The sequence below is a fragment of the Bradyrhizobium sp. MI1.3 genome, assembly GCF_055811695.1.
The window spans coordinates 68,276-93,028 of sequence record NZ_JBVVPQ010000023.1 but is presented as its reverse complement, the minus strand read 5'-3'; the positions used below and the strand labels follow the sequence as shown (position 1 = coordinate 93,028).

Here is a 24,753-nt window from a genome sequence, read left to right as displayed (position 1 = left end):
GGGGGGCCCCGGGCGGGGGCGGGGGGGGGGTTTTGCGTTTTTTTGTCGGGGGGGGGGGGGGGGGTCCCCCCCCCCCCCCCCCCCCCCCCACTTTTCGCGGAAGCACAGAGAGGTGGTGGGCACGGCGCTGCGCGCCTTTGCCCACCCTACAGCACTTGCGATTGCCGCTACCTGCTCCCGTCCGGCCCCATCACCAGGTCCGGCAGTGCGGTCGAGATGCCCGGCACGAAGCACAGCAGCAGCACCGCGAGCATCATCAAGAGCACGAAAGGAAGCGTGCCCCAGATCACCTCGCGCAGGGGAATGTCCGGCGCGACGTTGCGGATGACGAAGATGTTGAGCCCGACGGGTGGATGGATCAGTCCCATCTCCATCACGATGGTCATGACGACGCCGAACCAGATGATGTCGAAATTGGCGGCACGGAGCGGCGGCAGGATGATCGGCGCGGTCATGAGAATAATCGAGACCGGCGGCAGGAAGAAGCCGAGCACGACGACCATGACGAGGATCGCGAACAAGAGGCCCCAGCGCGGCAGATGCATCGCGACGACGGATTCGGCGGCCGATTGCGAGATGTGCAGATAGCTCATCACGTAGGAATAGAGCAGCGACATGCCGATGATCATCATCAGCATGGTCGATTCCCGGATCGTCGATTTCAGGATCGGGGCGAGGTCGCTCGGCCGCCACACGCTGTAGATCGCCGCGATCAGCGCCAGCGCCAGGAGACCGCCGAGGCCGGCAGTCTCCGACGGCGTGGCGTAGCCGCCATAGAGCGCGATCATGACGCCGGTGAGCAGCAGCACGAAGGGGATTACGCGTGGCAGCACGCTGAAGCGTTCCGCAAGCGTGTACTCGTCGCGGGCGAGGATCGCAGCTTCCGGCCCGCCGTTCTTGTAGATCGCTTCGGCCGCGGCGTATTCCTGGCGGAAGCGGATCACGGCGTAGACGCCGAACAGCGAGACCAGCAGCAGGCCGGGCCCGATGCCGGCGAGGAACAGCCGTCCCAGCGATTTTTCGGCGGCGACCGCAAACAGGATCATGGTGATCGACGGCGGGAGCAGAATGCCGAGCGTGCCGCCGGCGGCGATGATGCCCGCGGCAAAACCACCGGAATAGCCGCGCTTGCGCATCTCGGGGATGCCAGCCGAGCCGATTGCCGAGCAGGTCGCGGGCGAGGAGCCCGCCATCGCCGCAAACAGCGCGCAGGCAAACACATTGGCGACGCCGAGGCCGCCGGGGACGCGGTGCAGCCAGGCGTGCAGAGCCGAATAGAGATCCTGGCCCGCGCGAGACTTGCCGATCGCGGCGCCCTTCAGGATGAAGAGCGGGATCGACAGCAGCGTGATCGAGGCCATTTCCTCGTAGACGTTCTGCGTCACCGTATCGAGAGAGGCGGCGGGCATGTAGATGCCCATGAACACGACCGCGACCGCGCCGAGCGCGAACGCAATCGGCATGCCCGAAAACATCACGACCAGCGTCGCAATTCCGTATGCGAGGCCGATACCGAAAACGCTCATGAACGCCTGGCTCCAGCGAAAGGCAGCGCAAGCTGCACGAAGATCTGGACGCAGAGCAGGCTCATGCCGAACGCCATCAGCGAATAGGGGATGGCCAGCGGCGGCGACCACATCGAGTTCGAGACCTGGCCGTCGACATAGGCTTCATGCGCCAGCGTCCACGACTTCCAGGCGAAGAAAGCGCAGAACAGAAGCGTCACGGCGTCGACCAGCCACAGCCTGATCCGGTTCGCCAGCGGCGAGAGCAGGCCGACGAAGGCCTCGATGCCGATGTGACCGCGGTTCTGCTGTACGTAGGCGGCGGTCATGAAGGTGGCGCCGACCAGCAGGAACACCGCAGCCTCGTCCTGCCAGTAATTGGCGGCCTTGAACAAGGCGCGGCTGAGCACGCTGTAGCTCAGGATGGCGCAGGCGGCGATCAGCGCAATCGCGGCGAACACGACGATGATGTTGTTGAGGATGGCGAGACCGCGATCGATCGCCGCCGCAAGGCCAGTCCTTGCGGCAGCGTTGGCCTGGTCGTCACGATCCGGAAGCGGACCGTGGCTCATGCGGCGACGTCGGTCGCGAGCTTGAGCAGGTTGGCCGAGGTCGCGGTCTTGGCGCCGTAGTCTTTCCATGCGGTGTCGCGGGCGATGTCGCGCCACTTGCCGACGGTCGCGGCATCGAGCGCCGAGACCTTGGCGCCGGCCTTCTCGTAGACCTTGGCGACCTCGACGTCGTCGTCCTGCGCGCCCTTGCGGCCGAAGGCTTCGAGCTCGGTGCCGACCGCGAGCAGGACGTCCTGCTGGTTCTTCGGCAGCTTGTCGAAGATCGCCTTCGACATCATCAGCGGCTCGAGCATGAACCAGTAGGACGCGCCTGCGCCCGAGGTCAGCGATTTCGCGACCTCTTCGAGGCGGAACGAGATCAGGCTGGTCGAGGAGGTGATGCCGGCATCGCAGGCCCCCGTCTGCATCGCTGCGTAGATTTCGTTCGAGGGCACCGACAGCACGGATGCGCCGGCGGTCTGCAGCACCATGTCCATCTCGCGCGAGCCGCCGCGCACCTTGAGACCCTTGGCATCTTCGGGGGCCACGATCGGCTTGGAGCGGCTGGCGACGCCGCCGGCCTGCCACACCCAGCTGAGCAGGATGATGCCCTTGTCGGCGAGGAAGTCGGTCAACGCCTTGCCGACCGGCTCCTTCTTCCAGCGCATGCCCTGGTCGTAGGTGGTGACGAGGCCCGGCATCAGGCCGATATTTGTTTCCGGCAATTCGCCGCCGGCGTAGGGCATCGGGTAGAGGCTGATGTCGAGCGCGCCCTTGCGCATCGCGGAGAACTGCGCGTTGGTCTTGATCAGGGAGGAGTTCGGATAGATTTCGGCGGCGATGTCGCCGTTGCTGCGCTTGGCGACTTCGGCGGCGAACATGCGGCAGAGCCGGTCGCGGAAATCGCCCTTGTCAACGGTGCCGCCCGGGAATTGATGCGAGATCTTCAGCGTGGTCGCGGCATGCGCGGTGCCGGTGCTGAAACGGAGAATGGCGGGTGCGGCGACGGCGGTCGCGATCAAGTGGCGGCGCGTGAGCATGGTGTGATTCCCTTTGGACGTTTCTTGGACGGTTCTTGCTTGCTGTGATTTTGGGCGGGTCTTTGAGACCGTGCTGAGGCCCATCCTAGCCGGTCTTTCAGACAATGTTCTCTAGTCTGATAGTTCGAGACCGAATGCCGCGGCAAGTGTCGACCATGCTGCGTTGCACACTTCTGGGTGTTTCTGCATCCGTCCAACGAAGGGGCGGCGGGGGCGCAGAAATTTATCAGCGGTCGCGTAACAACGCCCCGTGGCAATCCGTCGAGATCAGATAGCGGCGTCCGTCGCTGACAAACATCATCTCGAAGGGAAGACCAGTCATGACCATTCGTACCCGCATCGCGCTCGGCGTTTCGGCGGCCGTTCTCTCGCTCGGCCTCGCGCTGTCGCCGGCCGCCTTTGCCCAGGACAAGATGGGCAAGGATGACGGCATGATGAAAAAGGACACGATGTCCAAGGACGGCATGAAGAAGGACACCATGTCCAAGGACGACGGCATGAAGAAGGACACGATGTCGAAGGACGGGATGAAGAAAGACGACGGGATGATGAAGAAGCACTGATCTTCCATCGTCGAGGCGGCGCTTGCGACAGCCAGACGCGCGCCAAAAATCCGGGGGCGGTCACGTAGACCGCCCCCGGAGTATTGTTTCAGTCCAAATTCAATTGAACGTGACTTGCGAACGTTACTTGCGCTTCGCCTTGCGGGCGGCGTAGCGGGCGTCTCGCTTGGCCTTTTGATCGGCCTCGGCTTCGGCGGCCTTCGCGACGGCTTCTTCGGCTTCGCGGGCGATCCGCGCGGCCTCGAGCGCGGCAGCCTCTTCTTGAAGGCGCTTCTGCTCGGCCTTTTCCGTCTCGCGCGCAGCCTTTGCCTCGGCGCGCTTGGCCGCAAGGGCCTCGCGCTCCGCACGCTTCGCCACAACCGCGGGATCATCCGGCCCCGGCTGCGACTTGAATTTGTTCAAAAGGTTTTTGCGTGCTTCCTGTGCCGCCTTTTGCCGGTCGGAGAAGCCTGGTTCCCTAAATCCACTCATCGGCGAACCTTGTCATCCTCGCTTTCGATCCTACATCACTGCCTGTTGGTACGTCGGCTGGGCATAGCGGGCGCCGCGCGACGCAGATGCGTGTACATCGGCGCGCGCCGTGATGCCACCTATAATCGCAGCCGATCAGGTAGACGAAAATCGCCGCCCCCGACGATCTCTCGTAGCCCCGAAAAACTGCCGAATTGTGATGCCCCTCATAAGGGGCACCAGGGCGGCGCCTAGCGTCCCGCCTGGTATGAGACGCGGAGCACGGGCATGACGATCTCAAGACTGAGCCTGAAGGCGCTCGCAATCGCCGTCGCGGTGGCAGCCCTGGCTGCTGTCACGCTGCTCTTCGCCAGCCCGCAGCCGATCGAAAGTGCCGTCCTGGGTGCAGATTGGGAATGCACCCAGACTGCGTTTGTGCTCACGACCTGCGCACCGCGGGCCCAGCAGGCGATCCCGGCGGCCGAAACCTCGCGCAAGGAAGCAATCCGCCCGACCCGAGGCTAAGAAGCTGGGCGGGATGTGACGCCACGCCGCAGAGGTGATAAAGCCCGCTCGCCCCGTGATCGGTCAGCCATGTCCAAGTCCGAAGCCAAGCCCGAGCCTAAGCCCAAACCGGGCGCGAAGCTCAAATCCCCTCCAAAACCTCAATCCGGTGACAACCGCCGCGGCGCCATCGCCGGCTTGATCATCGCGATTGTCATCCTCGGCGTCGGCTGGTGGCTCGCCCGCGATCTCACCTCCGCGAGCAAGATGCAGGACTGCCTGATGTCCGGGCGAAGCAACTGCAATGTGATCGAGCCGGCCCGGTAGAGGCACTCCAGAGCGGCCCGCGCGGACGAAAAAATGTCGTGATCTTAATCATTTGTAACGGGACTTGGCCGACCAAAGCAGGTCAGTCATGTCAGCCGGCATCAGCTCAGCGCGAGCCGAATCGTCTATCGCGCCAGGCATCACGGCCATCGACGGCAATCGAGAGAGTAGGGGCAAGCACGCATGAGTGCGTCCAGTCGCATCAAGATCATCATTCCCTTGGTTTCGGCCATGTCATTGCTCGCCGTCCCGGCGCAGGCTCAGGACGCCCGGCCGCCGAGAGACGCCGCCCAGCCATCGCCCGGGCCGAGCGGAGGTGCGCCGCCGCAGAACATGCGCAAGGGGCCGCCGCCGCAGCAGGCTGCCCGGCCCGCGCTACAGACCGGCGGCCAGCCTCACGCGGGCGGTCCGGGTTATGCAGGTTCTGGTCCGCGCAGTGCCGGCGGCCCGCCGCCTGGACGCAATTACGCCAGGGGTCCCGCACCGGCGCGCGATTGGGGCGGACACACCTATCGCGGCCGTCTCGCCTGGGATGGCGGACGCTGGCGCCACGAAGTCCACGACGGCCGCTCCGGCTGGTGGTGGGATGTGGGCGGCGCGCGGTATTATTATCCGCAGCGCATGGAAGGGCCTCCGGCCTACATCTCGGAGGATTATTACGATGACGTGCCTGTGGCCTACGCCCCGCCGCCGGTCGCCTACGAACCGCCGCCTCCGCCGCCGCCGGCGGATCCTGGTGCGAGCGCGCTTGGCGGCGCTATCGTCGGCGGCGTGCTGGGGGGCCTGATCTCGGGCAACGCCTCGGGCGCGGCCGCAGGCGCCGTGATCGGCGGTGCCACCGGGGCGATCGCCGGCGCGACGGCTGCTTCGCGCCCCGGCTACTATTTGGCCCAGGGCAACTGCTACTACCGCTATCCGAGCGGCCAGTATGTGCAGGCCGATCCCCGGGCGTGTTACTGAGCACTCCAGGCGAGACCTGAAGCGATGAGGCGGGCGAAAAGTCCGCCTCTTTTCGTTTTGCGCTGGCCGTCAGCTGGCCGGGAATTGATTCAAGGGGGATCGCCCGCGCGTCAGGACACCAGCCAGCTGAAGAACGCGATCGCGGCCCAGACCAGGCCTGCGATCCAGGCCAGCATCACGATGCCGATGGTCGCAAGATAAGCGATGCCGAGCGGGTCGGATCTTTCGCGTCGCGTCGGGACGGCAATTTCGGCTGCGGCTTCTTGCGTCATGACGGGAATATCTCCCATGCCTTCTCCCTCTCTGGGAGCGCTGAGAACTGTTTAGCGGAGGCGCCGGGCGCCGGCTGTGACGCACTTCACAGATCGGTACGCACCAAGCCCACAATCGGGGGGATCGTTCGACAGATGCGTGAGCTGGATCGCGTCGCAAATCCGTGTCGGGAGGCATTAACCCCGCAATCATACGGACGAAATTGCCACGCGCTTGTCCAGATCGTCCGGCTAGAATTGCTTCATGTGTACCAAGTACGATCCACAGCACGAAGCCGAGGCGGCGATGAAGCGCGCCGTGGCGGCCGATGGCCCCGACCGGCAACGTCTCATCGAGCTGGCCCTGGCCTGGCACCAACTCGCCCGCGACCGGCGCGAAGAGCGGACGGACTGAGCCCACGCTCTTACGACAATATCCGTATTCAAAGAAAAACCCTGTGCCCGGGGGGACGAGCACGGGGTTCTCGAGAGCCGATCGGGGCTGGCAAATCGGCACCACTCGATATCGAACGCGCTGATCGCAGGTTCGTTCCGCGCCCCCTCAATACTTTTCGCGCGAAGATCATGAAGGGCGACCGGGGGAGGGCGTCTTGCCGATGGAACGTCGGTTCCCCGCCGACGTTGAGCCGCTATGACCGATCCCGAGTTGCGCGCACAGTCCTTCGAGATTGCCTGGAAGTATCTCGACCAATCCGGCCTGCTTACTGGCGAGCGCAGGGACGCGGCCCGGTTCATCCTGAACAGGATCGACCGCATGATGTTGGGTGGCGAGAGGCGACGATTGCTTCTGTCCAACGCCGCGATCGACGCCTACCGCTTCCGGCCCGTGCTCGTGACGCTCGAGGCCTGACGCGAGCCGTCGAAACGCGACGTTAAGACTCGTTCGGGCGACGATTTTCCGATCGCGTTTCGTTTCGGAGAACGAAGCGGAGCAGGACCGTGAACAAACAAAAAGTCCCCGAGGGGACTTGCTGGCTCAGGCTGCTTCCGACTTCGGCACCGCGTCGGCATTGACCGAAAGCTTGACGACATCGCCTTCGACGGCACCGACATATTTCGTGTCGATGTAATGATGATGGTCCTTGTGACCTTCCGGGCTGTCCTTCCGTGTCAGCTTGATACGGTTGCCCTCGACGCGGTCGACGGTGCCGACATGTGCGCCGTCCTTGCCGACGATCTTCATGTGCTCTCTGATCTCGCTCATGATGTTCTCCTTGTGCAGTGTCAACGGCGAGGATCGGTCTTCGTTGCAAGGACGAGCGGGGGGCCGACTGTTGGAGCCAATGCGTTCGCCGAACGTTGAAAGGCAGTCGCAATTGCCAAGATCCGCATCAAGACCCTCATCAAGATCCGCATGGAGACCTCCGAGGCCTATCTCGAACGAAAGCACAGGGAAATCAGGCTGCTGAACGATTGCCTGAGGAGCCCGCTGCATTTGGCTCGGCCGCAATCGGTCGACGAGGTCGTGGTCTCCAAGTTTCAGCTCGCTGCCGCGCTGCGCGCGGAGCATGCGCTCCAGGACTGGAAGGCGACGGAGACCGCCTGGTCGCACGCGGCGTCTCCCAGCAGCGGTCCGTTCGTGTTCAGCTACGATTATCAGCGCGCGGACCTCAAGGTGCGTGGTCCCTCGTTCTACGAACTCGAGCGGAGCTGCGGGAGCGAGGCGATCTATACCGCATCCGGCATGGCCGCGATCTCCGCGCTGCTGCTCGCGTCCGCACGAATCATCGGCAAGGCAGACGTCGTGGTGCTGCCGGGCACCTACGGCGAGACACTGGAGCTGATCGAGAGCCTCGTCCCCCATTTGCGGCTTGTCACCGCCAGACTCCCGCTGGGCGAAGCGTTCGCTGCGGCAGCCTTGCCACGGTTTCTCCTGCTGGATTCATGCGCCCCTGCCGCGGCGTTCGAAGCGGCTTTGCGTTGCGACGGTTCGGGGCTCGACCTGTTGATTTTCGACACGACATGTTTCGCCGGCAGATCGGGGCGCATCCGGCGCGTTCTGAGATGGGCCGCGCGATTGGACATTCCGGTCGTGTTGGTGCGAAGCCACAACAAGCTGGATTCGCTCGGGGTGGAATACGGCCGGCTCGGCTCTGCCGTATTCGTGCATTGGAGCCGGAAAGACCTGAATGCAGGCCAGCTGCTGTCCGAGAGCCTGGCGGCGGAAACCGGCAATGCCGTCCGGCTTCTCGGTGGCGCGGCGTTGCCGGCACACTTCCCGCCATTCGTGGGCTCAGCGGGCTATTGGGCCCTGACGAAAAAACGCGTCGCGGCGATCCTGCGCAACGGTCGCCACACGGCGCGATATTTCGCCGCCGAGCTCGGTTCGCTCTCGGCCGAGCTGCATTTCACCCACGGCCTCTATGTCACGCTTCGCGGCAGGCGCTCCCTCGATGAGGCGACCGCGCGGCAGGCGGCCGAGGACATGAGCCGCGACCTCGGCGGCGAAGGCTTCCCCATCCGCCACGCCGGCAGCTTTGGTTTCGATTTCGCGGCGACCGAGTGGTTTCACGACGCGACTACGGATCGGTACAGCGTCCGGGTGGCGGTGCCGGATCTGCCGACCGAGTTGTGGAAGAATCTTGCGGCGGCGATCGCCGGATGGTGGGCGCGACATCACGGCGATACTGAAGAGTGAGTGCGGTGCAAGGCCATGACAGAGCGACCGACAGCGTTTCCTTACAGGGAATGCACGTGGCATGTTTCAGACGAACAGTCCCAGCAATGGCTTGCGGTGCTTGAAAAGACGGGTGCAGCCAACGTCCGAGCGCGCCTAGCCCAGACCGACGCGGCATCCGCAGGAGCGATTGCGATCGGAACCGCGCCCGTCATGACGATCGGGTTCGCCCAGGAATGGCTGAACTGGAAAGATAATCAAAAATCCGAGGCGGATATCGAACGGCACGAGCGGCAGATCTGGTGGACTCGGACCGCGGCAATCGCCGCATCGGTCGCCGCCTTGAGCGCACTGTTCGGCTGGATTTGGACGATCTTCATTCGGGGGAATAATGGCCTGTAACAGACATGATTGTTACTTGCGGATATATCCGCGAGACGAGAGCGGCGACAACTGCGCTGTTTCAATCGATCGCCAGGCATTCTTCCACGGCCGGCTTCTGGTGGCCGCGACGTGCCCAGGCTTGAACGGCGAAGGCGAGTTGGTGCTGACTCGCCGCCGCGTCCGCGATGGAGGCCCGCGCCGTCGCGATGGGCTTTGTGATCACCCCGGAGTTCACGACTCCCGCGTCAACTGCCAGGAACGATATTGCCACAACCGCCACCGCAGATGCGATCGCCATTCTCGTCAAGTCGGATAGTGGCATCAAAGTCCTTATCGGGGCGCAAGTCGCTCGGCGGATACATAGGGTTCGTTTGCCCGGATCAAAGCCCGGAGGGAGGCGACCCACGCGTTCGTGAAGGGCAGCGGATTCTGCAGGTGCGCGCCGTAGACCGGGCTAACAGTGAACGCCGGTGTATCGAGTCAGCGTGCGCCGGACGATGAGACTGAATATGGCGATCCCGGCAGGAATCGAACCTGCAACCCTCAGAGTAGAAATCTGATGCTCTATCCAGTTGAGCTACGGGACCGTCTTGAGCCGCCCTGGTTGGGGCCGGCTGTTCATCTACCATGCCATTATGAAAAATATCGTCTTTCGCCAAGCCTGAACCGAACCGTTTTCCTCGAAGCCGCGACAAAGCGGAACGGTGGGGTGTCAGGGTGCCGGGTTGAGCGGCAGCGGACTGGACGATGGATCACATCGCCGGGAACGCTGGCCAGCTTCCGGGACACGGCCGCCGGACGACTGATCGGGTATTGCTGCGCCATCAGGACGGCGTGCGCGGCGGTAGCTTGATCGGTCTCCTCTGGGCGTGCCTTGTCATGGCGAATGCGACGGTTTGCACCTTTGGTTCCATCGCCTTGAGTCGGTCACCTTTCCGCGCATTTCATGCGACAAGCGGCGTTCGTCCGCGATTTCCGGGAGTCCATCCATGATCGGTCTTGTTCGCGCCGTCACACTCTGCGCCACGCTGGCGTTCGGCCTTAGCGTAGCGCAGGCCGCCGACAAAGCCTTCAAGCGGGACGACCTCGCCGATTCCGCGATCAAACTGGAGGCGCAGATCAAGAGCGAGGCGGGGCCGGTCGCCAAGAGCGGCGCGAGCTTACGCACCGACGCCGATGCTGCCTTCCGGCGCAACGACTATCGCACCGGCCTGTCGGTGCTCGGCCAGATCGCGGCGACCACGCCGGAGGACGCCGGCAACTGGCTGCGCCTGGCGAAAGTCATCTTCCAGATCACGCCCAAGAGCTCGAGCGAGCAGACGTTTCTGCTGGAGCGCGCCTCGACTGCCGCCTACATCGCCTACCAGCGCGCCGGCAATGCGGGCGAGGAGGCCGATTCGCTCGCGGTGCTCGGCAAGTCGCTGTCCGAACGCAAGCTGTGGCGGCCGGCGCTTGATGCACTGCGGCTGTCGCTCGACATGCGCGAGGTCGCCGACGTCCGGGGCCAGTACGAGAAGATGCGCGACGAGCACGGGTTTCGGTTGCTCGACTACACCGTGGACTCGGACTCCGCCAGTCCGCGCGCCTGCTTCCAGTTCTCGGAGGAGCTGGCAAAACGCACCGATTTCGCGCCGTACCTCGCGCTGGCGGGCCAGGACAAGCCGGCTTTGTCGGCCGAGGGCAAGCAGCTCTGCGTCGATGGGCTCAAGCACGGCGAGCGCTACAACATCAATCTGCGCGCCGGCCTGCCGTCCACCGTGAAGGAAGGCCTGCCGAAATCGGCCGAGTTCAACGTATATGTGCGCGACCGCAAGCCCTTCGTGCGCTTCACCAGCCGCGCCTATGTGCTGCCGAGGACGGGCCAGCGCGGCATTCCCGTCGTCAGCGTCAACACGCCAGCCGTCAACATCAACGTGTTCCGGATCGGCGACCGCAATCTGATCAACACGGTGGTCGACAGCGATTTCCAGAAGACTCTGTCGAAATATCAGCTCAGCGATCTCGGTGGCGAGCGCGGCGTCAAAGTCTGGACCGGCGAGCTCGCGACCGCGATGACGCTCAACCAGGACGTCACCACGGCGTTCCCGGTCGACCAGGCGCTGGGCGAGCTCCAGCCCGGCGTCTATGTGATGACGGCCGCAGCCAAGGGGCCGGGCTCGGACGACGACTACCAGCTCGCCACCCAATGGTTCATCGTCTCCGATCTCGGCGTCACGGCCTATTCCGGCAATGACGGCATCCATGTCTTCGTGAATTCGCTGGCCTCGACCGATCCCGTCGGCAAAGCCGAGGTGCGACTGGTCGCGCGCAACAACGAGATCCTGGCCACCCGCAAGACCGATGAGAGCGGCCATTTGCTGTTCGAGGCGGGGCTTGCGCGCGGCGAGGGCGGCCTGTCGCCGGCGATGCTCACCGTGACCGGTGAGAAGGCCGACTATGCTTTCCTCAGCCTCAAATCCTCTGCCTTCGACCTGTCGGACCGCGGAGTTTCGGGCAGGGCCGTGCCTGTGGGCGCCGACGCCTTCGTCTATGCCGAGCGCGGCGTCTACCGCTCCAGCGAGACCGTCTATCTCACCGCGCTGTTGCGGGACGGGCAGGGCAACGCCGTTACCGGCGGGCCGATGACCCTGGTGATCGAGCGTCCCGACGGCGTCGAATATCGCCGCGCCGTGCTGTCCGACCAGGGCGCCGGCGGGCGCACCTTGTCCGTGCCGCTCAACTCGGCCGTCCCGACCGGGACCTGGCGGGTGCGCGCCTTCACCGATCCGAAGGGCTCTTCGGTCGGCGAGACCACTTTCATGGTCGAGGACTACGTCCCTGATCGGATCGAATTCGACTTGTCTTCCAAGGACAAGCTGATCAAAGCTAACGCTCCAGTGGAGCTTAAGGCGGACGGTCATTTCCTCTACGGCGCGCCGGCCTCGGGGCTGGCGCTCGAAGGCGACATGCTGGTCGCGCCTGCGTCCGAGCGGCCGGGCTTCGCCGGTTACCAGTTCGGCGTCGCCGATGAGGAGACCACCTCGAACGAGCGCACGCCGCTGGAAAACCTGCCGGAAGCTGACGCCAACGGCGTTGCGACCTTCCCGGTCACGCTCGACAAGCAGCCGGCCTCGACGCGGCCGCAGGAGGCGCAGATCTTCGTTCGCATGGTGGAGACCGGCGGCCGCGCCGTCGAACGCAAGATCGTGCTGCCGGTCGCGCCTGCTGCCGCCATGATCGGCATCAAGCCGCTATTCGGCGACAAGAACGTGGCCGAAGGCGACAAGGCCGAGTTCGACATCGTGTTCGTCTCGCCCGAGGGCGAGAGGCTACGCCGCGACGGCCTGCGCTACGAGCTCCTGAAGATGGAGTCGCGCTACCAATGGTATCGCCAGAGCAATTACTGGGAGTACGAGCCGGTCAAATCGACCTCGCGCGTCTCTGACGGCGACGTGACCGTCGCCGCGGACAAGCCGTCGCGGATTTCGCTGACCCCAAAGCCCGGCCGCTACCGGTTGGACGTGAAGTCGAACGATGCCGACGGGCCCGTGACCTCCGTACAGTTCGACGTCGGCTGGTATTCCGACGGCAGCGCCGACACGCCGGACCTCCTGGAGACCTCGATCGACAAGCCGCAATACGCCTCGGGCGACATGATGACCGTGTCGGTCAACGTCCGCAGCGCCGGCAAGCTGACGGTCAACGTGCTCGGCGATCGCCTGCTGACGACGCAGACCATCGACGTCAAGGAAGGCACCGCCCAGGTGAAGCTCCCGGTCGGCAAGGACTGGGGCACTGGCGCCTATGTGGTGGCGACGCTGCGCCGTCCGCTCGATGCGGCCGCGCAACGCATGCCAGGCCGGGCGATCGGACTCAAATGGTTCGGTATCGACAAACAGACCCGCACGCTCCAGGTGAAGCTGACCCCGCCGGCGCTGATCCGGCCGAATGGGTTGCTGAAGATCCCCCTCAAGCTCGACGGGCTCAATCCGGGCGAGGACGCCAAGATCGTCATCGCCGCGGTCGACGTCGGCATCCTCAACCTCACCAATTACAAACCGCCGGCGCCGGACGACTATTATCTCGGCCAGCGCCGCCTCAGCGCGGAGATCCGCGATCTCTATGGGCAACTGATCGACGGCATGTCGGGCACGCGCGGTCAGATTAAGTCCGGCGGTGACGCCGGCGCGGCCGAATTGCAGGGCTCGCCGCCTGCGCAGAAGCCGCTCGCGCTCTATTCGGGCATCGTCACGGTTGCCGCTGACGGCACCGCGGAAATCAGCTTCGACATTCCGGAGTTCGCCGGCACCGCGCGCGTCATGGCGGTGGCGTGGACCGCGACCAAGCTCGGTCGCGCCAACACGGACGTGGTGATCCGCGATCCTGTCGTGCTGACCACGACCCTGCCGCGCTTCCTGCTCAACGGCGACCACGGCACGGTCAATCTCGAGATCGACAATGTTGAAGGGCAGGCCGGCGATTACGTCATCAACGTGAAGACGGGCGGACCGGTGAAGATGACCGGCAATCCCGCAACCACGGTGAAGCTCGCCGCCAAGCAGCGGAACTCCTTCTCGCTCGCCATCGACGCGACGGCGGCGGGGCAGGCGACGCTCGACGTCGACATCAAGGGGCCGAACGGGCTTGCACTCGCGCGCCACTATGCGCTCGACGTCAAGGCGGCGACGCAGGTGCTGGCGCGGCGCTCGATCCGGACGCTGGCGAAGGGCGAGAGCCTGACGCTGACGTCTGATATGTTCGCCGACCTCGTGCCGGGCACCGGCAGCGTCTCGGTCTCGGCGAGCCTGTCGACCGCGCTCGATGCGGCGACGATCCTGAAAGCGCTCGACCGCTATCTCTATGGCTGCTCGGAGCAGATCACGAGCCGTGCGATGCCGTTGCTCTATGTCAACGATCTCGCGGCCGGCGCGCATCTCGCCATGGACACCGAAGTCGACCAGCGCATCCGCGACGCGATCGAGCGGCTTTTGGCCCGCCAGGGCTCCAATGGCTCGTTCGGACTGTGGTCGGCGGGCGGCGACGATGCGTGGCTCGACGCGTACGTGACCGACTTCCTGACCCGCGCCCGCGAAAAGGGCTTTGTGGTCCCGGATGTGCTGTTCAAGACCGCGCTGGATCGTATCCGCAACTCGGTCGTCAACGGCAACGAGCCGGAGAAGGACGGCGGCCGCGATCTCGCTTACGGCCTCTATGTGCTCGCGCGCAACGGCGCGGCGCCAATCGGCGACCTCCGCTATCTCGCCGACACCAAGCTAAGCAACCTCGCAACTCCCATCGCGAAATCGCAGCTCGCCGCGGCACTCGCGCTGGTCGGTGACCGCAACCGCGCGGAGCGCGTTTACGGTGCCGCGCTCGACAGTCTCGCGCCAAAACCCGTGCTGGAGTTCGGCCGCACCGACTACGGCTCGCAGCTTCGCGATGCCGCAGCGCTGGTGTCGCTTGCCAGCGAAGGCAATGCCCCGAAGGCGACGCTGACGCAGGCGGTGTCGAGGGTCGAGACTGCCCGCGGGCTGACGCCCTATACCTCCACGCAGGAGAATGCGTGGCTGGTGCTGGCGGCACGCGCGCTCGCCAAGGAGAACCTGTCGATGGAGGTCGACGGCCAGCCGGTCAAGACCGCGCTGTACCGCAGCTACAAGGCGGCGACCCTGGAGGGCAAGCCGCTGAAGATCACCAACACCGGCGATGCGCCGGTGCAGGCCGTGGTCTCTGTGTCGGGTTCGCCGGTGACGCCGGAGCCCGCGGCATCGAACGGCTTCAAGATCGAGCGCAGTTTCTTCACGCTCGACGGCAAGCCCGCCGATATCAGCAAGGTGAAGCAGAACGACCGCTTCGCCGTGGTGCTGAAGATCACCGAGGCCAAGCCCGAGTACGGCCACATCATGGTGTCCGATTATCTTTCGGCCGGCCTCGAGATCGACAATCCGAAACTGGTGTCGTCGGGCGACAGCGGCACGCTGGGCTGGATCGAGGACGGCCAGGAGCCCAAGGATACCGAGTTCCGCGACGACCGCTTCACGGCGGCCGTCGACCGGGCCTCGGATTCCAAGGCGGTCTTCACGGTGGCCTATGTCGTCCGTGTGGTCTCGCCCGGCAAATACGTGCTGCCGCAGGCCTATGTCGAGGACATGTACAATCCCTCGCGCTACGGCCGCACCGGGACGGGCACCGTCGAGGTGCGGGCGGCGAAGTGAGTGGTGAGGGGATGAGCGACAAGGAGCCACATGCTCCGCCGTCATGCCCGGGCTTGTCCCGGGCATCCACGGACTTTTGTGCGAGGGGCAAGGACGTGGATGGCCGGGACGAGCCCGGCCATGACGGAGCGCGGAGCTTGGACCTGCATGTCCTCTCCGCGCTGGCATTCTCGCTCATTCCCACCATCGTCGGTTTCGTCGCCTGGGTCTACGCCCTCGGTCCGCTGCCTTTCGACGAAGCCCGCCAAGTTTCCACCACCATTGTCGATCGCAACGGCAAGCTGCTGCGCGCCTATGCGATGGCGGACGGGCGCTGGCGACTGCCGGTTGAGACAAATACGAACGTCGATCCGACCTATCTGAAGCTGCTGCTCGCCTATGAGGACCAGCGCTTTTACGCGCATGACGGTATCGACCCGCTGGCACTAGGGCGCGCTGCGTTTCAGCTTGCGACCCGCGGCCACATCGTCTCGGGCGGCTCGACCATCTCGATGCAGTTGGCGCGGCTGATGGAGCCGCGGCGGCAGCGCTCGCTCCATGCAAAGCTGCGGCAGATGGTGCGTGCGATCGAGATCGAGCGCAGCTTGAGCAAGCAGCAGATCCTCGACCTCTATCTCGCGCTCGCGCCCTACGGCGGCAATCTCGAAGGCATTCGCGCCGCCTCGATCGCCTATCTCGGCAAGGAGCCGAAGCGGTTGTCGCTGGCTGAAGCCGCATTGTTGGTCGCGCTGCCGCAATCGCCGGAGACCCGTAGGCTCGATCGCTATCCCGATGCGGCGCGCAAAGCGCGTGACCGCGTGCTCGACCGCATGGTCGAGGAGCAACAGATCAGCCTCGACGATGCCAAGCAGGCCAAGGCCGTTCCCGTGCCGAAGCTGCGCAGGCCAATGCCGATCCTGGCGCCGCATGCCTCCGATGCGGCGCTTGCGACGGTCAAGGACGCGCCCGTCATCAAGCTGACGCTGGATGCCAACCTGCAAAAGGTGCTTGAGCCGCTGGCGCGCGACCGTGCCATTGCGCTGGGACCGAACATCTCGGTCGGCATCATCGTCGTCGACAATGAGAGCGGCGACGTGCTCGCACGCGTCGGCTCGGCGGATTATTTCGACGAGCGCCGGGCAGGGCAGGTCGACATGACCCGCGCGGTCCGCTCGCCGGGCTCGACGCTGAAGCCGTTCATCTATGGGCTCGCTTTCGAGGACGGTTTTGTTCACCCCGACAGTCTGATCGACGATCGGCCCGTGCGCTTCGGCTCCTACGCGCCGGAAAATTTCGACATGACGTTCCAGGGCACCGTGCCGGTGAAGAAGGCGCTGCAGCTGTCGCTGAACGTGCCCGCGATCGTCCTGCTCGACCGCGTCGGCGCGAGCCGGCTGGCCTCGCGGCTGCATCAGGCGGGCGGCAATCTGGTGCTGCCCAAAGACGAGGCGCCGGGACTTGCCATGGGCCTTGGCGGCGTCGGTGTGACGCTGCAGGACCTCGCCCAGCTCTATGCGGGCTTCGCCCGGCTCGGCACCACCAAGCCGCTGCGCGAGATCATGAGCGACAGGGACGTGCGCGAGCCGCTGCGACTGCTCGATCAGGTCGCGGCCTGGCAAGTCGGCAATGTGCTGCTCGGCACCCCGCCGCCGGAGAACGCGGCTCACAACCGCATCGCCTTCAAGACCGGCACCTCCTACGGCTACCGCGACGCCTGGTCGATGGGCTTCGACGGGCGCATGACCATCGGCGTCTGGGTCGGCCGGCCCGACGGCGCGCCGGTTCCGGGCCTGATCGGGCGCGTCGCCGCCGCGCCGATCCTGTTCGACGCCTTCGCCCGAACCGGCAAGACGCTTCTCCCGTTGCCGAAGCCACCGAAAGGAACTCTCGTTGCCAGCAACGCCAAGCTGCCGTTGCCTTTGAGGCGGTTCCGCCCGGTCGGGGATCTGGTGCGGACCGGGGGCGAGCAGGCTCTGCACATCCAGTTTCCGCTGAACGGTTCGCGGATCGACGTCGATCGCTCAGGTGGCGAGGGGGGCGCAGCCATGCCGGTCAAGGTCGCCGGAGGCGTTCTCCCCATGACTGTCATGGTTAACGGAATGGCGCTCGGCGAGATCGACGGCCGCCGTCAGCGGCTGATCGATCCGCCGGGTCCGGGCTTTGCGCGGCTCACCGTGATCGATGCCACTGGCGCCGCGGACACAGTTGTCATTCGAATTCAGTGACCCTGCCTCAAGCGGTTGTGGCGATGGCGGTTTCAGCGTAAGCGGAACCGATGGCTGAAACCTACCCAGCACCCCGTTTTGGAGCTCCCCGCGAGCCGAAATCCCCGGTGAATCCGGGCAGCCGGCTCGTGTTCATGTTCGACATCGCCACCGCCAGCCACGTCCGCGCGGTGAGCTTCCTGTTGCTGTGCGCGCTGCTGCTGTTCCTGCCAGGCTTCTTCACGATTCCGCCGGTTGACCGCGACGAGGCGCGCTTTGCGCAGGCCACCAAGCAGATGGTCGAGAGTGGCGATTATGTCGACATCCGTTTCCAGGAGGACGTCCGCTACAAGAAGCCGGTCGGGATCTACTGGCTGCAATCGGCTGCGGTCGAGACGGCGTCGGCGCTCGGTCTGCCGAAGGCCGAGTTGCGGATCTGGGTCTACCGGCTGCCGTCGCTGATCGGCGCGATCGGTGCCGTGCTCATGACCTACTGGACGGCGCTCGGCTTCGTCACGCGGCGCGCCGCGGTGCTTGCAGCACTTCTGATGTGCGCCTCCGTGCTGCTCGGGGTCGAGGCGCGGCTTGCGAAGACCGACGCCATGCTGCTGTTCTGCGTGGTCGCCGCGATGGGCGCGATGGGGCGGGCCTATCTGTCGTGGCAGCGCGCCGAGGACGAGACGCGTCCGCCCTGGAGCTGGCCCGCGATCTTCTGGACCGCGCTCGCTGTCGGCATCCTGATCAAGGGCCCGCTGATCCTGATGTTCGCGGGCCTGACCATTGTCGCGCTCGCGATCCAGGACCGCGACGCCTCCTGGCTATGGAAGTTGCGCCCGCTCTGGGGCCTGATGTGGATGCTGGTGCTGGTGCTGCCCTGGTTCGTCGCGATCTTCTGGCGCGCGGGCGATGCCTTCTTCGCCGATTCCGTCGGCGGCGACATGCTGAGCAAGTTGGGCGCGCAGGAATCCCACGGCGCGCCGCCCGGTCTGTATCTGGCGCTGTTCTGGATCACGTTCTGGCCCGGCGCGCCGCTCGCGGCGATGGCGGCGCCCGCGGTCTGGCGCGCGCGTCGCGAGCCCGGCGCGCAGTTCCTGCTGGCCTGGCTGATCCCATCCTGGATCGTGTTCGAGGTGGTGCTGACCAAGCTGCCCCATTACGTGCTGCCGCTGTATCCTGCGATCGCGATCCTCACCGCGGGCGCGCTCGAGCGGCGCGTGCTGTCCTGGTCCTGGCTGATGCGCGGCTCGGCCTGGTGGTTCGCGATCCCTGTTGGCGGCTCGATCATCGCGGTCGTCGGCGCGGTGATGCTGACTCGACAGCCTGCTTTCGTGGCCTGGCCGTTCATCGCGGCCTCGCTGATCTTCGGCCTGTTCGCCTGGTGGCTTCACGACAACAATCACGCCGAGCGCTCGCTGCTCAACGCGCTGGTCGCAGCCCTGATGCTCGCGGTAACAGTCTACGGCATCGTGCTGCCGTCGCTGACGCCGCTGTTTCCGAGCATCGAGATCGCACGCGCGCTTCGCAACGTCACCTGCGTCGGCCCGAAGGCGGCCGCGGCCGGCTATCACGAGCCGAGCCTCGTCTTCCTGACCGGTACGCAGACGCTGCTCACCGACGGTTCGGGCGCGGCGGATTTCCTGCGGCAAGGAAGCTGCCGTTTCGCGCTGATCGAGCAGCGTTCGGAGCGCGGCTTCGTGCAGCGCGCCGAGGCGATCGGGTTGCGCTATAAGGTCGGCACGCGCATCGACGGCTACAATTTCTCGCAAGGGCGTGCGATCTCGATCTCGATCTTCCGCTCGGAAGGCACCGAGTAGGATGTCGGCACCAACCGACATCGCGCCGCGCGCGAGCTATCCCGCGCAATTGCTCACGCTCTCGGGGCGCGCCCTGGCACAGCTCGTGCGCACGCCCTCGCATTCGCGCCGCGCCGAGGCCGCGCGAAAGCTGGCGCGGCATTCGCTGTGGCTGAGTGCGGCAGGTGCAGCCCTGGTCATCGCGCTGATGGTCGTGTTCGACCTGACCGAGATCCAGCTGATGCCGGCACGTGGCGCGCCCGGCCTGTGGCCGATCCGCATCCTCACCGATTTCGGCAAGGACGAGTATGTGCTCTCGGTGCTCGGGGGCCTGCTGGTGGTGCTGGCGCTGGTTGCGGCGGGATTGCACGGCACCAGCCGCGCGTTGCTGCTCGGCCTCGGCACGCGACTGCAGTTCATGTTTCTGTCTGTTGCCGTGCCCGTATTCGTCGCCGAGATCCTGAAATATCTCATCGGTCGGGGACGTCCGTTCGTCGGCGGCAAGGCCAATCCGTTCAACTTCATCCCGTTCGAGGGGACCGGGGCCTATGCCAGCCTGCCGTCGGGGCATGCGGTGACGGCGTTCGCGCTGGCGTTCGCGGTCTCGGCGCTGTGGCCGCGCCTGCGCGTGTTCATGTTCACTTACGCGATCGTGATCCTGCTGACGCGACTGGTGCTGCTTGCGCACCACCCGAGTGACGTTGTGGCCGGCGCCTTGGTCGGCTTGGTCGGCGCCTTGGCGGTGCGCTACTGGTTCGCGGCCCGCAGGCTCGGCTTTGCCATCCGTGCCGACGGCACCATTGTGCCTCTTGCAGGGGCGGTCTCGGGCCGCCTCAAAAGGGTTGCCCACGGGGCATCCGCCCCATAAAAGCGGCTGCCTGCCGGGACCGCCGGTTCCCGAGCCAAGCCAATTCTAACCACGAGCTTCGATTTGTCGTCCCAGCCTTCGGTTTTCCAGCCCTCGGTTTCCATCGTCGTTCCCGTGCGCAACGAAGCCGACAACATCGTGCCGCTGATCGAGGAGATCGTCGCAGCGCTCGACGGCCGCTGGACCTATGAGATCATCTACGTCAATGACGGTTCGAGCGACGCGACCGGCGAACGGCTCGGCGCGGTCATGAAGCAGCGGGACAATCTGCGCCAGCTGCGCCATGCCAGATCAGGCGGCCAGTCCGCGGCCGTGCGCAGCGGCGTGCGTGCGGCACGCGGTGCCATCGTGGCGACGCTCGACGGCGACGGCCAGAACAATCCGGCTTTCCTGCCCGACCTGATCGCGGCGGTCGAGAACGGAAGCAAGGTTGGACTTGCCGCCGGACAACGCGTCGGCCGCAAGGATACCGGCTTCAAGAAATTCCAGTCGCGCATCGCCAACGGCGTCCGCAACGCGATCCTGAAGGACGGGACGCGCGATACCGGCTGCGGCCTGAAGGCGTTCCGGCGCGAGGTGTTCCTGATGATGCCCTATTTCGACGGGCTGCATCGCTTCCTGCCGGCACTGGTGCGCCGCGAGGGCTACGAGATCGCCTATGTCGACGTGATCGACCGGCCGCGCCGCTCCGGCGTTTCGAACTACGGTTTCTTCGACCGGCTGTGGATCGGCATCATGGATCTCGGGGGCGTGTGGTGGCTGATCCGCCGCAAGAAGCCGACGCCGGATGTGACTGAGGTGACGGCATGATCATCCAATACGGTCAGGCGCTGAGCAATTATTTCTACGACGTCTTCGTGGCCAAGTTCGACTTCTGGCTCGCGTTCGGCCTCGTCGCGCAACTGTTCTTCACGGCACGCTTCCTGGTGCAGTGGATCGCGAGCGAGCGCGCCGGCAACAGCGTGGTGCCGATGGCGTTCTGGTTCTGCTCCATGGGCGGCGGGCTGATGACGCTGGTCTACGGCGTCGTCAAGCGCGAGCCCGTCATTATCCTCGGCCAGGCGCTGGCGACCATCATCTATATCCGCAACATCATGCTGATCGTGAAGAACCGCGGCCGCGCGTCAAAGACGCTGGAGCGCTGATCCGACGCGACTAGCGCGGCAAGGCCGACGCCGCGCCCGTTGCGGGCAGGGCAGCGGTCCCCGTCTCGGTCCTGCGATGGGGCTCGCCGGCTGCGTCGAGCACGGGATAGGCGACCGAGCAGATATGCGAGTGGATGCGGCGCAGGTCCCGCAGCACGTCGAGATGCAGCGACGTGGTTTCGATGGTCTCGGGACGGCCCTCGCGCAGGCGGTCGAGGTGGCGCTCGACGGCGGCAAGCTCGGTGTTGCGCAGCGCCGTCTTCTCCACCAGCAGCTTGCGCGCCTCGTTGGCGTCGCCCGACATGAAGACACCGAAGGCGATGCGCAGCGAATCCATCGTGCGCTTGTGGAAGGCGGCGAGCTCCTCGGCGCCCTCGGGCGAGAACTGGAAGCGGCGCTTGATCTTCTTGGTCGCCAGCTCGCTCAGGCTCTTGTCGATGATGTCGCCGATATGTTCCAGATTGATGGCGAAGGAGATGATCTCCATGGCGCGCCGGCCCTCGCTCTCGTCGAGGCTGCCGCGCATGAGTTTCGTCACGTAGAGCTTGATGGCTTCGTCGAGGCCGTCGACGATGTTGTCCATCTTCGAGACCTGGTCGACCAATGCGCGGTCGCCGCTCATCATCGCCGCCATCACCTTGCGCAGCATGACTTCCACGAGATCGCCCATGCGCAGGGCTTCGCGGCCGGCATCGGCCAGCGCCAGCGACGGCGATTCCAGCGCGGTCTCGTCGAGATAGCGCGGCCGGGCCGGATCGGCCTCCTGAACACGATCGGGCAGGAGCCGGGTCAACAGGCGCGACATGGTATCGAGCAGGCCGATGAAGATCATGGCCGTACCGACGTTGAAGGCGATATGAAACGCCGCCGTCATCCTGGCAAGATCAGGCTGCCAAGCGTGGAAGTGCTCGGCGATCGGGCCCAGGAAGGGCAGGACGAGCGCGATCCCGATCACGCGGTTGACGAGATTGCCCACCGGCAGGCGATAGCTGGCGGGATCGTCGCGTCTGGCGCCTTCGAACACAGGATTGATGGCGCTGCCGAGATTGGCGCCAAGCACCAGTGCGAGCGCGGCGTAAGGCGAGATGAACTGCGAATAGGCGAGTGACATGATCAGCAGCACGCTTGCGACGCTCGAATGCACCGCCCAGGTGACGAGCGCCGCGATCAGGATGCACAGAACGGGATCGCCCGTGATGGAGGACATCATGACGCGGACGCCCGGTGCGTTCTCGGCCGGGGCCAGCGTGTCGAGCAGGATGTGCAGCGACAGCAGCATCAGTCCGAGACCGATCGAGACACGGCCGACATCCTTGATCCGCGAGCGCGGACCCACGCGGAAGGCGACCAGTCCGAGCACGAACAGGACCGGCGCGACGGCGGCGATGTTGAACGACAGCACCTGCACGATCAACGTCGTGCCGACATTGGCGCCGAGCATGATGGCAAGCGCGGTGACAAGGCTGAGCAGGCCCTCGGCTGCGAACGAGCTCGTGAGCAGCGCAGTCGCGGTGCTGCTCTGGAGCAGCGCCGTCAGCCCGAGACCGGCAGCAAACGCGTTGAAGCGGTTACCAAGAGCCTTGCCGAGCAGCCGTCGCAGGTCCGGGCCAAAGGCACGCAAAATCCCGCTGTGGACCATGTGCAGGCCCCACAGCAACAGCGCCACGCCGCCCATCAGATCGAGCAGTACCAACGTTCCCATGCTCCGAGTCCGGATTGGAGTCGATTGGTGAGGCTAGCGCCAAATGCTTGAGGTTCAAACCATTTGTTGGCGCAGGGGGCATCAACGTTTGCAGCGGCTACACGTTCCTGCGGCGCGCGTTGGCGCGTCCGCAGGCGCAGTGCCTTGTGAACAGGCTCACATTGCCGCTTTGAGGGCAGCGAAGCCGCGATCGAGGTCGGCCTTGAGGTCGTCAGTGCTCTCCAGCCCGATGTGCAGACGCAGGGTAGGGCCGCCCGGCGCCCACTTGGTCGCCGTGCGATAGCCGTCGCAGTCGAAAGGAATCGCAAGGCTCTCGAAGCCGCCCCAGGAAAAGCCCATGCCGAACAGCTTGAGCGTGTTGAGCATTGTGTCGACCGCCTTCTGCGGCGCCGGCTTCAGCACGATGCTGAATAGGCCCGACGCGCCCGTGAAGTCGCGCTTCCAGATCGCATGGCCCGGATCGGTCTCGAGTGCCGGATGCAACACGCGCGCGACCTCTGGCCGGTTGGCGAGCCAGCGCGCCATGTCGAGGCCGGAGCGATGATGCTGCGCCAGCCGCACCGACAGCGTACGCAGGCCGCGCAGCGCCAGGAAGACGTCATCGGGACCGGCGCAGACGCCGAGCAGGCGGATGCCTTCGGCGATCTGCGGCCATGCCCTGGCATTGGCCGAGATGGTGCCGAACATGATGTCGGAATGGCCGCCGATATATTTGGTGGCGGCCTGCATGCTGATGTCGACGCCCTGTTCGAGCGAGCGATGATAAAGCGGCGTCGCCCAGGTGTTGTCGTCGATGACGAGCGCGCTGCGCGCATGTGCGACATCGGCGATGGCGCGGATGTCGGGCATCTCGAACGACTGCGAGCCGGGCGCCTCGACCAGGACGGCGCTTGTGTTGGATCTGAACAGCTTGTCGATGCCGGCGCCGATCATCGGATCGAAGTAGGTGGTCTCGATGCCGTAGCGGGTGAGCATGCCATTGCAGAAATTGCGCGAGGGCCGGTAGACGTTGTCGCAGACCAGGATGTGGTCGCCGGCCTTCAGCACCGAGAGCAGGGTGGTGGAGATCGCCGACAGGCCCGACGGCACGATGCCGACGCCGGCGCATTGTGGCCCCTCCAGCGCCATCAGCGTCTCCTGGAACGCCTTGGTGGTGGGGGAACCATGGCGACCATAGGTGAACTCGCCGCGATGGGCGTGCAGGTCCTCGGCGGTCGGATAGAGCACGGTCGAGCCGTGGAACACCGGAGGATTGACAAACCCCTTCTGCGCCTTGGTGTCGCGGCCGGAGGTGACCAGCCGGGTCTCGGCGTGCTGTTCGGAGGGGTGTGAGGAATCCATGCGTCTGCTTTCAAAAGCGCGTTTCCACCAGGCGCGCTGCGCCCGCGGGCAGGCCGAAAGGCCGCTGTCGTTAATAACAGAACACAGAAGAGTCCCGTCAACCCCTTGACCCGGCACGCCAGCCGTTCTGTTATCGCAGGTGCTATTCAGTCGCCGCATGTTGAGGGGCCTGCCGCGACCTTCGATCCATCGCCTGACCGGACCACGCGCCACAGCCGTAACGGCGGGCGCCTTTCGGCGGGGATTAAGGTAGGGCCTCCCGGGATCGGCGGGTGATCGGCAAGGTTTTCCAGCATGACTCTTGCAGGGCTGGTCCTGATACGGCTAGCCCTGGCAGAGACGATCGCAAAGACA

At 65.3% G+C, this 24,753-nt stretch carries 23 protein-coding genes and 1 tRNA gene; 14 read left to right on the top strand and 10 right to left on the bottom strand.

Annotation, left to right across the window (positions count from 1 at the left end; all coding sequences use genetic code 11):
* Positions 1-167: 167 nt before the first annotated feature.
* Genes AC0L3A_RS18840 through AC0L3A_RS18830 form a run of 3 tightly spaced genes read right to left on the bottom strand, consistent with a single transcriptional unit; the run spans position 168 to position 3,096 of the window.
* On the bottom strand, positions 168-1,526 hold the full coding sequence (locus AC0L3A_RS18840; RefSeq protein WP_007591317.1) for a TRAP transporter large permease: 1,359 nt from the start codon (positions 1,524-1,526) through the stop codon (positions 168-170).
* A complete protein-coding gene (locus AC0L3A_RS18835) occupies positions 1,523-2,077 on the bottom strand; it encodes a TRAP transporter small permease (protein ID WP_007591315.1) in 555 nt (184 codons plus the stop codon). Before AC0L3A_RS18835 ends, AC0L3A_RS18840 begins: the two co-directional genes overlap by 4 nt.
* Complete coding sequence (locus AC0L3A_RS18830; protein WP_007591303.1) at positions 2,074-3,096, bottom strand: TRAP transporter substrate-binding protein; 1,023 nt, start codon at positions 3,094-3,096, stop codon at positions 2,074-2,076. Before AC0L3A_RS18830 ends, AC0L3A_RS18835 begins: the two co-directional genes overlap by 4 nt.
* 320 nt (positions 3,097-3,416) lie before the next feature.
* Between AC0L3A_RS18830 and AC0L3A_RS18825 the strand changes: the two genes are divergently transcribed.
* Entirely contained in the window at positions 3,417-3,659 is a 243-nt protein-coding gene (locus tag AC0L3A_RS18825) for a pentapeptide MXKDX repeat protein (RefSeq protein ID WP_007591301.1), read from the top strand.
* Between the two features lie 123 nt (positions 3,660-3,782).
* Here the strand turns inward: AC0L3A_RS18825 and AC0L3A_RS18820 are convergent, their stop codons facing one another.
* Positions 3,783-4,130, bottom strand: a complete 348-nt coding sequence (locus AC0L3A_RS18820; RefSeq protein ID WP_007591299.1) for a DUF6481 family protein — start codon at positions 4,128-4,130, stop codon at positions 3,783-3,785.
* Between the two features lie 267 nt (positions 4,131-4,397).
* Between AC0L3A_RS18820 and AC0L3A_RS18815 the strand changes: the two genes are divergently transcribed.
* From AC0L3A_RS18815 to AC0L3A_RS18805, 3 genes are all read left to right on the top strand, one after another.
* Complete coding sequence (locus AC0L3A_RS18815; protein ID WP_354128215.1) at positions 4,398-4,634, top strand: hypothetical protein; 237 nt, start codon at positions 4,398-4,400, stop codon at positions 4,632-4,634.
* Between the two features lie 69 nt (positions 4,635-4,703).
* Positions 4,704-4,940: a hypothetical protein gene (locus AC0L3A_RS18810; RefSeq protein ID WP_007591292.1), complete on the top strand. Its 237-nt coding sequence runs from the start codon at positions 4,704-4,706 to the stop codon at positions 4,938-4,940.
* A gap of 183 nt (positions 4,941-5,123) precedes the next feature.
* Positions 5,124-5,900: a hypothetical protein gene (locus AC0L3A_RS18805; RefSeq protein WP_354128216.1), complete on the top strand. Its 777-nt coding sequence runs from the start codon at positions 5,124-5,126 to the stop codon at positions 5,898-5,900.
* Positions 5,901-6,010: 110 nt separating this feature from the next.
* Here AC0L3A_RS18805 and AC0L3A_RS18800 read toward each other — a convergent pair whose 3' ends face one another.
* Positions 6,011-6,190: a hypothetical protein gene (locus AC0L3A_RS18800; protein WP_007591288.1), complete on the bottom strand. Its 180-nt coding sequence runs from the start codon at positions 6,188-6,190 to the stop codon at positions 6,011-6,013.
* Between the two features lie 226 nt (positions 6,191-6,416).
* Between AC0L3A_RS18800 and AC0L3A_RS18795 the strand changes: the two genes are divergently transcribed.
* Together AC0L3A_RS18795 and AC0L3A_RS18790 are read left to right on the top strand one after the other, a co-directional pair.
* Positions 6,417-6,566, top strand: a complete 150-nt coding sequence (locus AC0L3A_RS18795; protein WP_167552267.1) for a hypothetical protein — start codon at positions 6,417-6,419, stop codon at positions 6,564-6,566.
* Positions 6,567-6,803: 237 nt separating this feature from the next.
* Entirely contained in the window at positions 6,804-7,022 is a 219-nt protein-coding gene (locus tag AC0L3A_RS18790; protein ID WP_007591284.1) for a hypothetical protein, read from the top strand.
* 126 nt (positions 7,023-7,148) lie between these two features.
* Here the strand turns inward: AC0L3A_RS18790 and AC0L3A_RS18785 are convergent, their stop codons facing one another.
* The gene (locus AC0L3A_RS18785; protein WP_007591282.1) at positions 7,149-7,376 is read right to left on the bottom strand and encodes a DUF2171 domain-containing protein; all 228 of its coding nucleotides are present in this window, start codon (positions 7,374-7,376) and stop codon (positions 7,149-7,151) included.
* Between the two features lie 150 nt (positions 7,377-7,526).
* Here AC0L3A_RS18785 and AC0L3A_RS18780 point away from each other — a divergent pair, with 150 nt between their 5' ends.
* Positions 7,527-8,810 (top strand): hypothetical protein, encoded by a 1,284-nt coding sequence (locus AC0L3A_RS18780; RefSeq protein ID WP_354128217.1) that lies wholly within the window; start codon positions 7,527-7,529, stop codon positions 8,808-8,810.
* 15 nt (positions 8,811-8,825) lie between these two features.
* Positions 8,826-9,191 carry a hypothetical protein gene (locus tag AC0L3A_RS18775; protein ID WP_007591279.1) on the top strand — a complete coding sequence of 122 codons (366 nt, stop codon included), beginning with the start codon at positions 8,826-8,828 and terminating at the stop codon, positions 9,189-9,191.
* A gap of 61 nt (positions 9,192-9,252) precedes the next feature.
* On the opposite strand, the gene AC0L3A_RS18770 is transcribed toward AC0L3A_RS18775, so the two are convergent.
* Together AC0L3A_RS18770 and AC0L3A_RS18765 are read right to left on the bottom strand one after the other, a co-directional pair.
* Positions 9,253-9,495, bottom strand: coding sequence for a hypothetical protein (locus AC0L3A_RS18770; RefSeq protein WP_007591272.1), 243 nt, complete (start codon positions 9,493-9,495; stop codon positions 9,253-9,255).
* A 188-nt stretch (positions 9,496-9,683) separates the two neighbouring features.
* A tRNA-Arg gene (locus AC0L3A_RS18765) sits at positions 9,684-9,760 on the bottom strand.
* Positions 9,761-10,162: 402 nt separating this feature from the next.
* Here AC0L3A_RS18765 and AC0L3A_RS18760 point away from each other — a divergent pair.
* The 6 genes from AC0L3A_RS18760 to AC0L3A_RS18735 all read left to right on the top strand — a co-directional run bounded on the left by AC0L3A_RS18760 (position 10,163) and on the right by AC0L3A_RS18735 (position 21,356).
* Positions 10,163-15,367: an alpha-2-macroglobulin family protein gene (locus AC0L3A_RS18760; RefSeq protein WP_473254947.1), complete on the top strand. Its 5,205-nt coding sequence runs from the start codon at positions 10,163-10,165 to the stop codon at positions 15,365-15,367.
* Positions 15,368-15,462: 95 nt separating this feature from the next.
* Entirely contained in the window at positions 15,463-17,571 is a 2,109-nt protein-coding gene (pbpC, locus tag AC0L3A_RS18755) for a penicillin-binding protein 1C (protein WP_354128218.1), read from the top strand.
* A 50-nt stretch (positions 17,572-17,621) separates the two neighbouring features.
* Positions 17,622-19,364, top strand: coding sequence for an ArnT family glycosyltransferase (locus AC0L3A_RS18750; protein WP_007591232.1), 1,743 nt, complete (start codon positions 17,622-17,624; stop codon positions 19,362-19,364).
* A gap of 1 nt (position 19,365) precedes the next feature.
* Positions 19,366-20,211 (top strand): phosphatase PAP2 family protein, encoded by an 846-nt coding sequence (locus AC0L3A_RS18745; protein WP_354128219.1) that lies wholly within the window; start codon positions 19,366-19,368, stop codon positions 20,209-20,211.
* Between the two features lie 63 nt (positions 20,212-20,274).
* On the top strand, positions 20,275-21,021 hold the full coding sequence (locus AC0L3A_RS18740; RefSeq protein ID WP_007591225.1) for a glycosyltransferase family 2 protein: 747 nt from the start codon (positions 20,275-20,277) through the stop codon (positions 21,019-21,021).
* Positions 21,018-21,356 (top strand): lipid-A-disaccharide synthase N-terminal domain-containing protein, encoded by a 339-nt coding sequence (locus tag AC0L3A_RS18735; RefSeq protein ID WP_007591223.1) that lies wholly within the window; start codon positions 21,018-21,020, stop codon positions 21,354-21,356. The genes AC0L3A_RS18740 and AC0L3A_RS18735 overlap by 4 nt, the downstream gene beginning before the upstream one ends.
* Positions 21,357-21,366: 10 nt before the next feature.
* On the opposite strand, the gene AC0L3A_RS18730 is transcribed toward AC0L3A_RS18735, so the two are convergent.
* Both AC0L3A_RS18730 and metC read right to left on the bottom strand, forming a co-directional pair.
* Positions 21,367-23,058, bottom strand: coding sequence for a Na/Pi cotransporter family protein (locus tag AC0L3A_RS18730; RefSeq protein ID WP_354128220.1), 1,692 nt, complete (start codon positions 23,056-23,058; stop codon positions 21,367-21,369).
* Between the two features lie 156 nt (positions 23,059-23,214).
* Positions 23,215-24,399 carry a cystathionine beta-lyase gene (gene metC, locus AC0L3A_RS18725; protein ID WP_354128221.1) on the bottom strand — a complete coding sequence of 395 codons (1,185 nt, stop codon included), beginning with the start codon at positions 24,397-24,399 and terminating at the stop codon, positions 23,215-23,217.
* Positions 24,400-24,753: the final 354 nt, after the last annotated feature.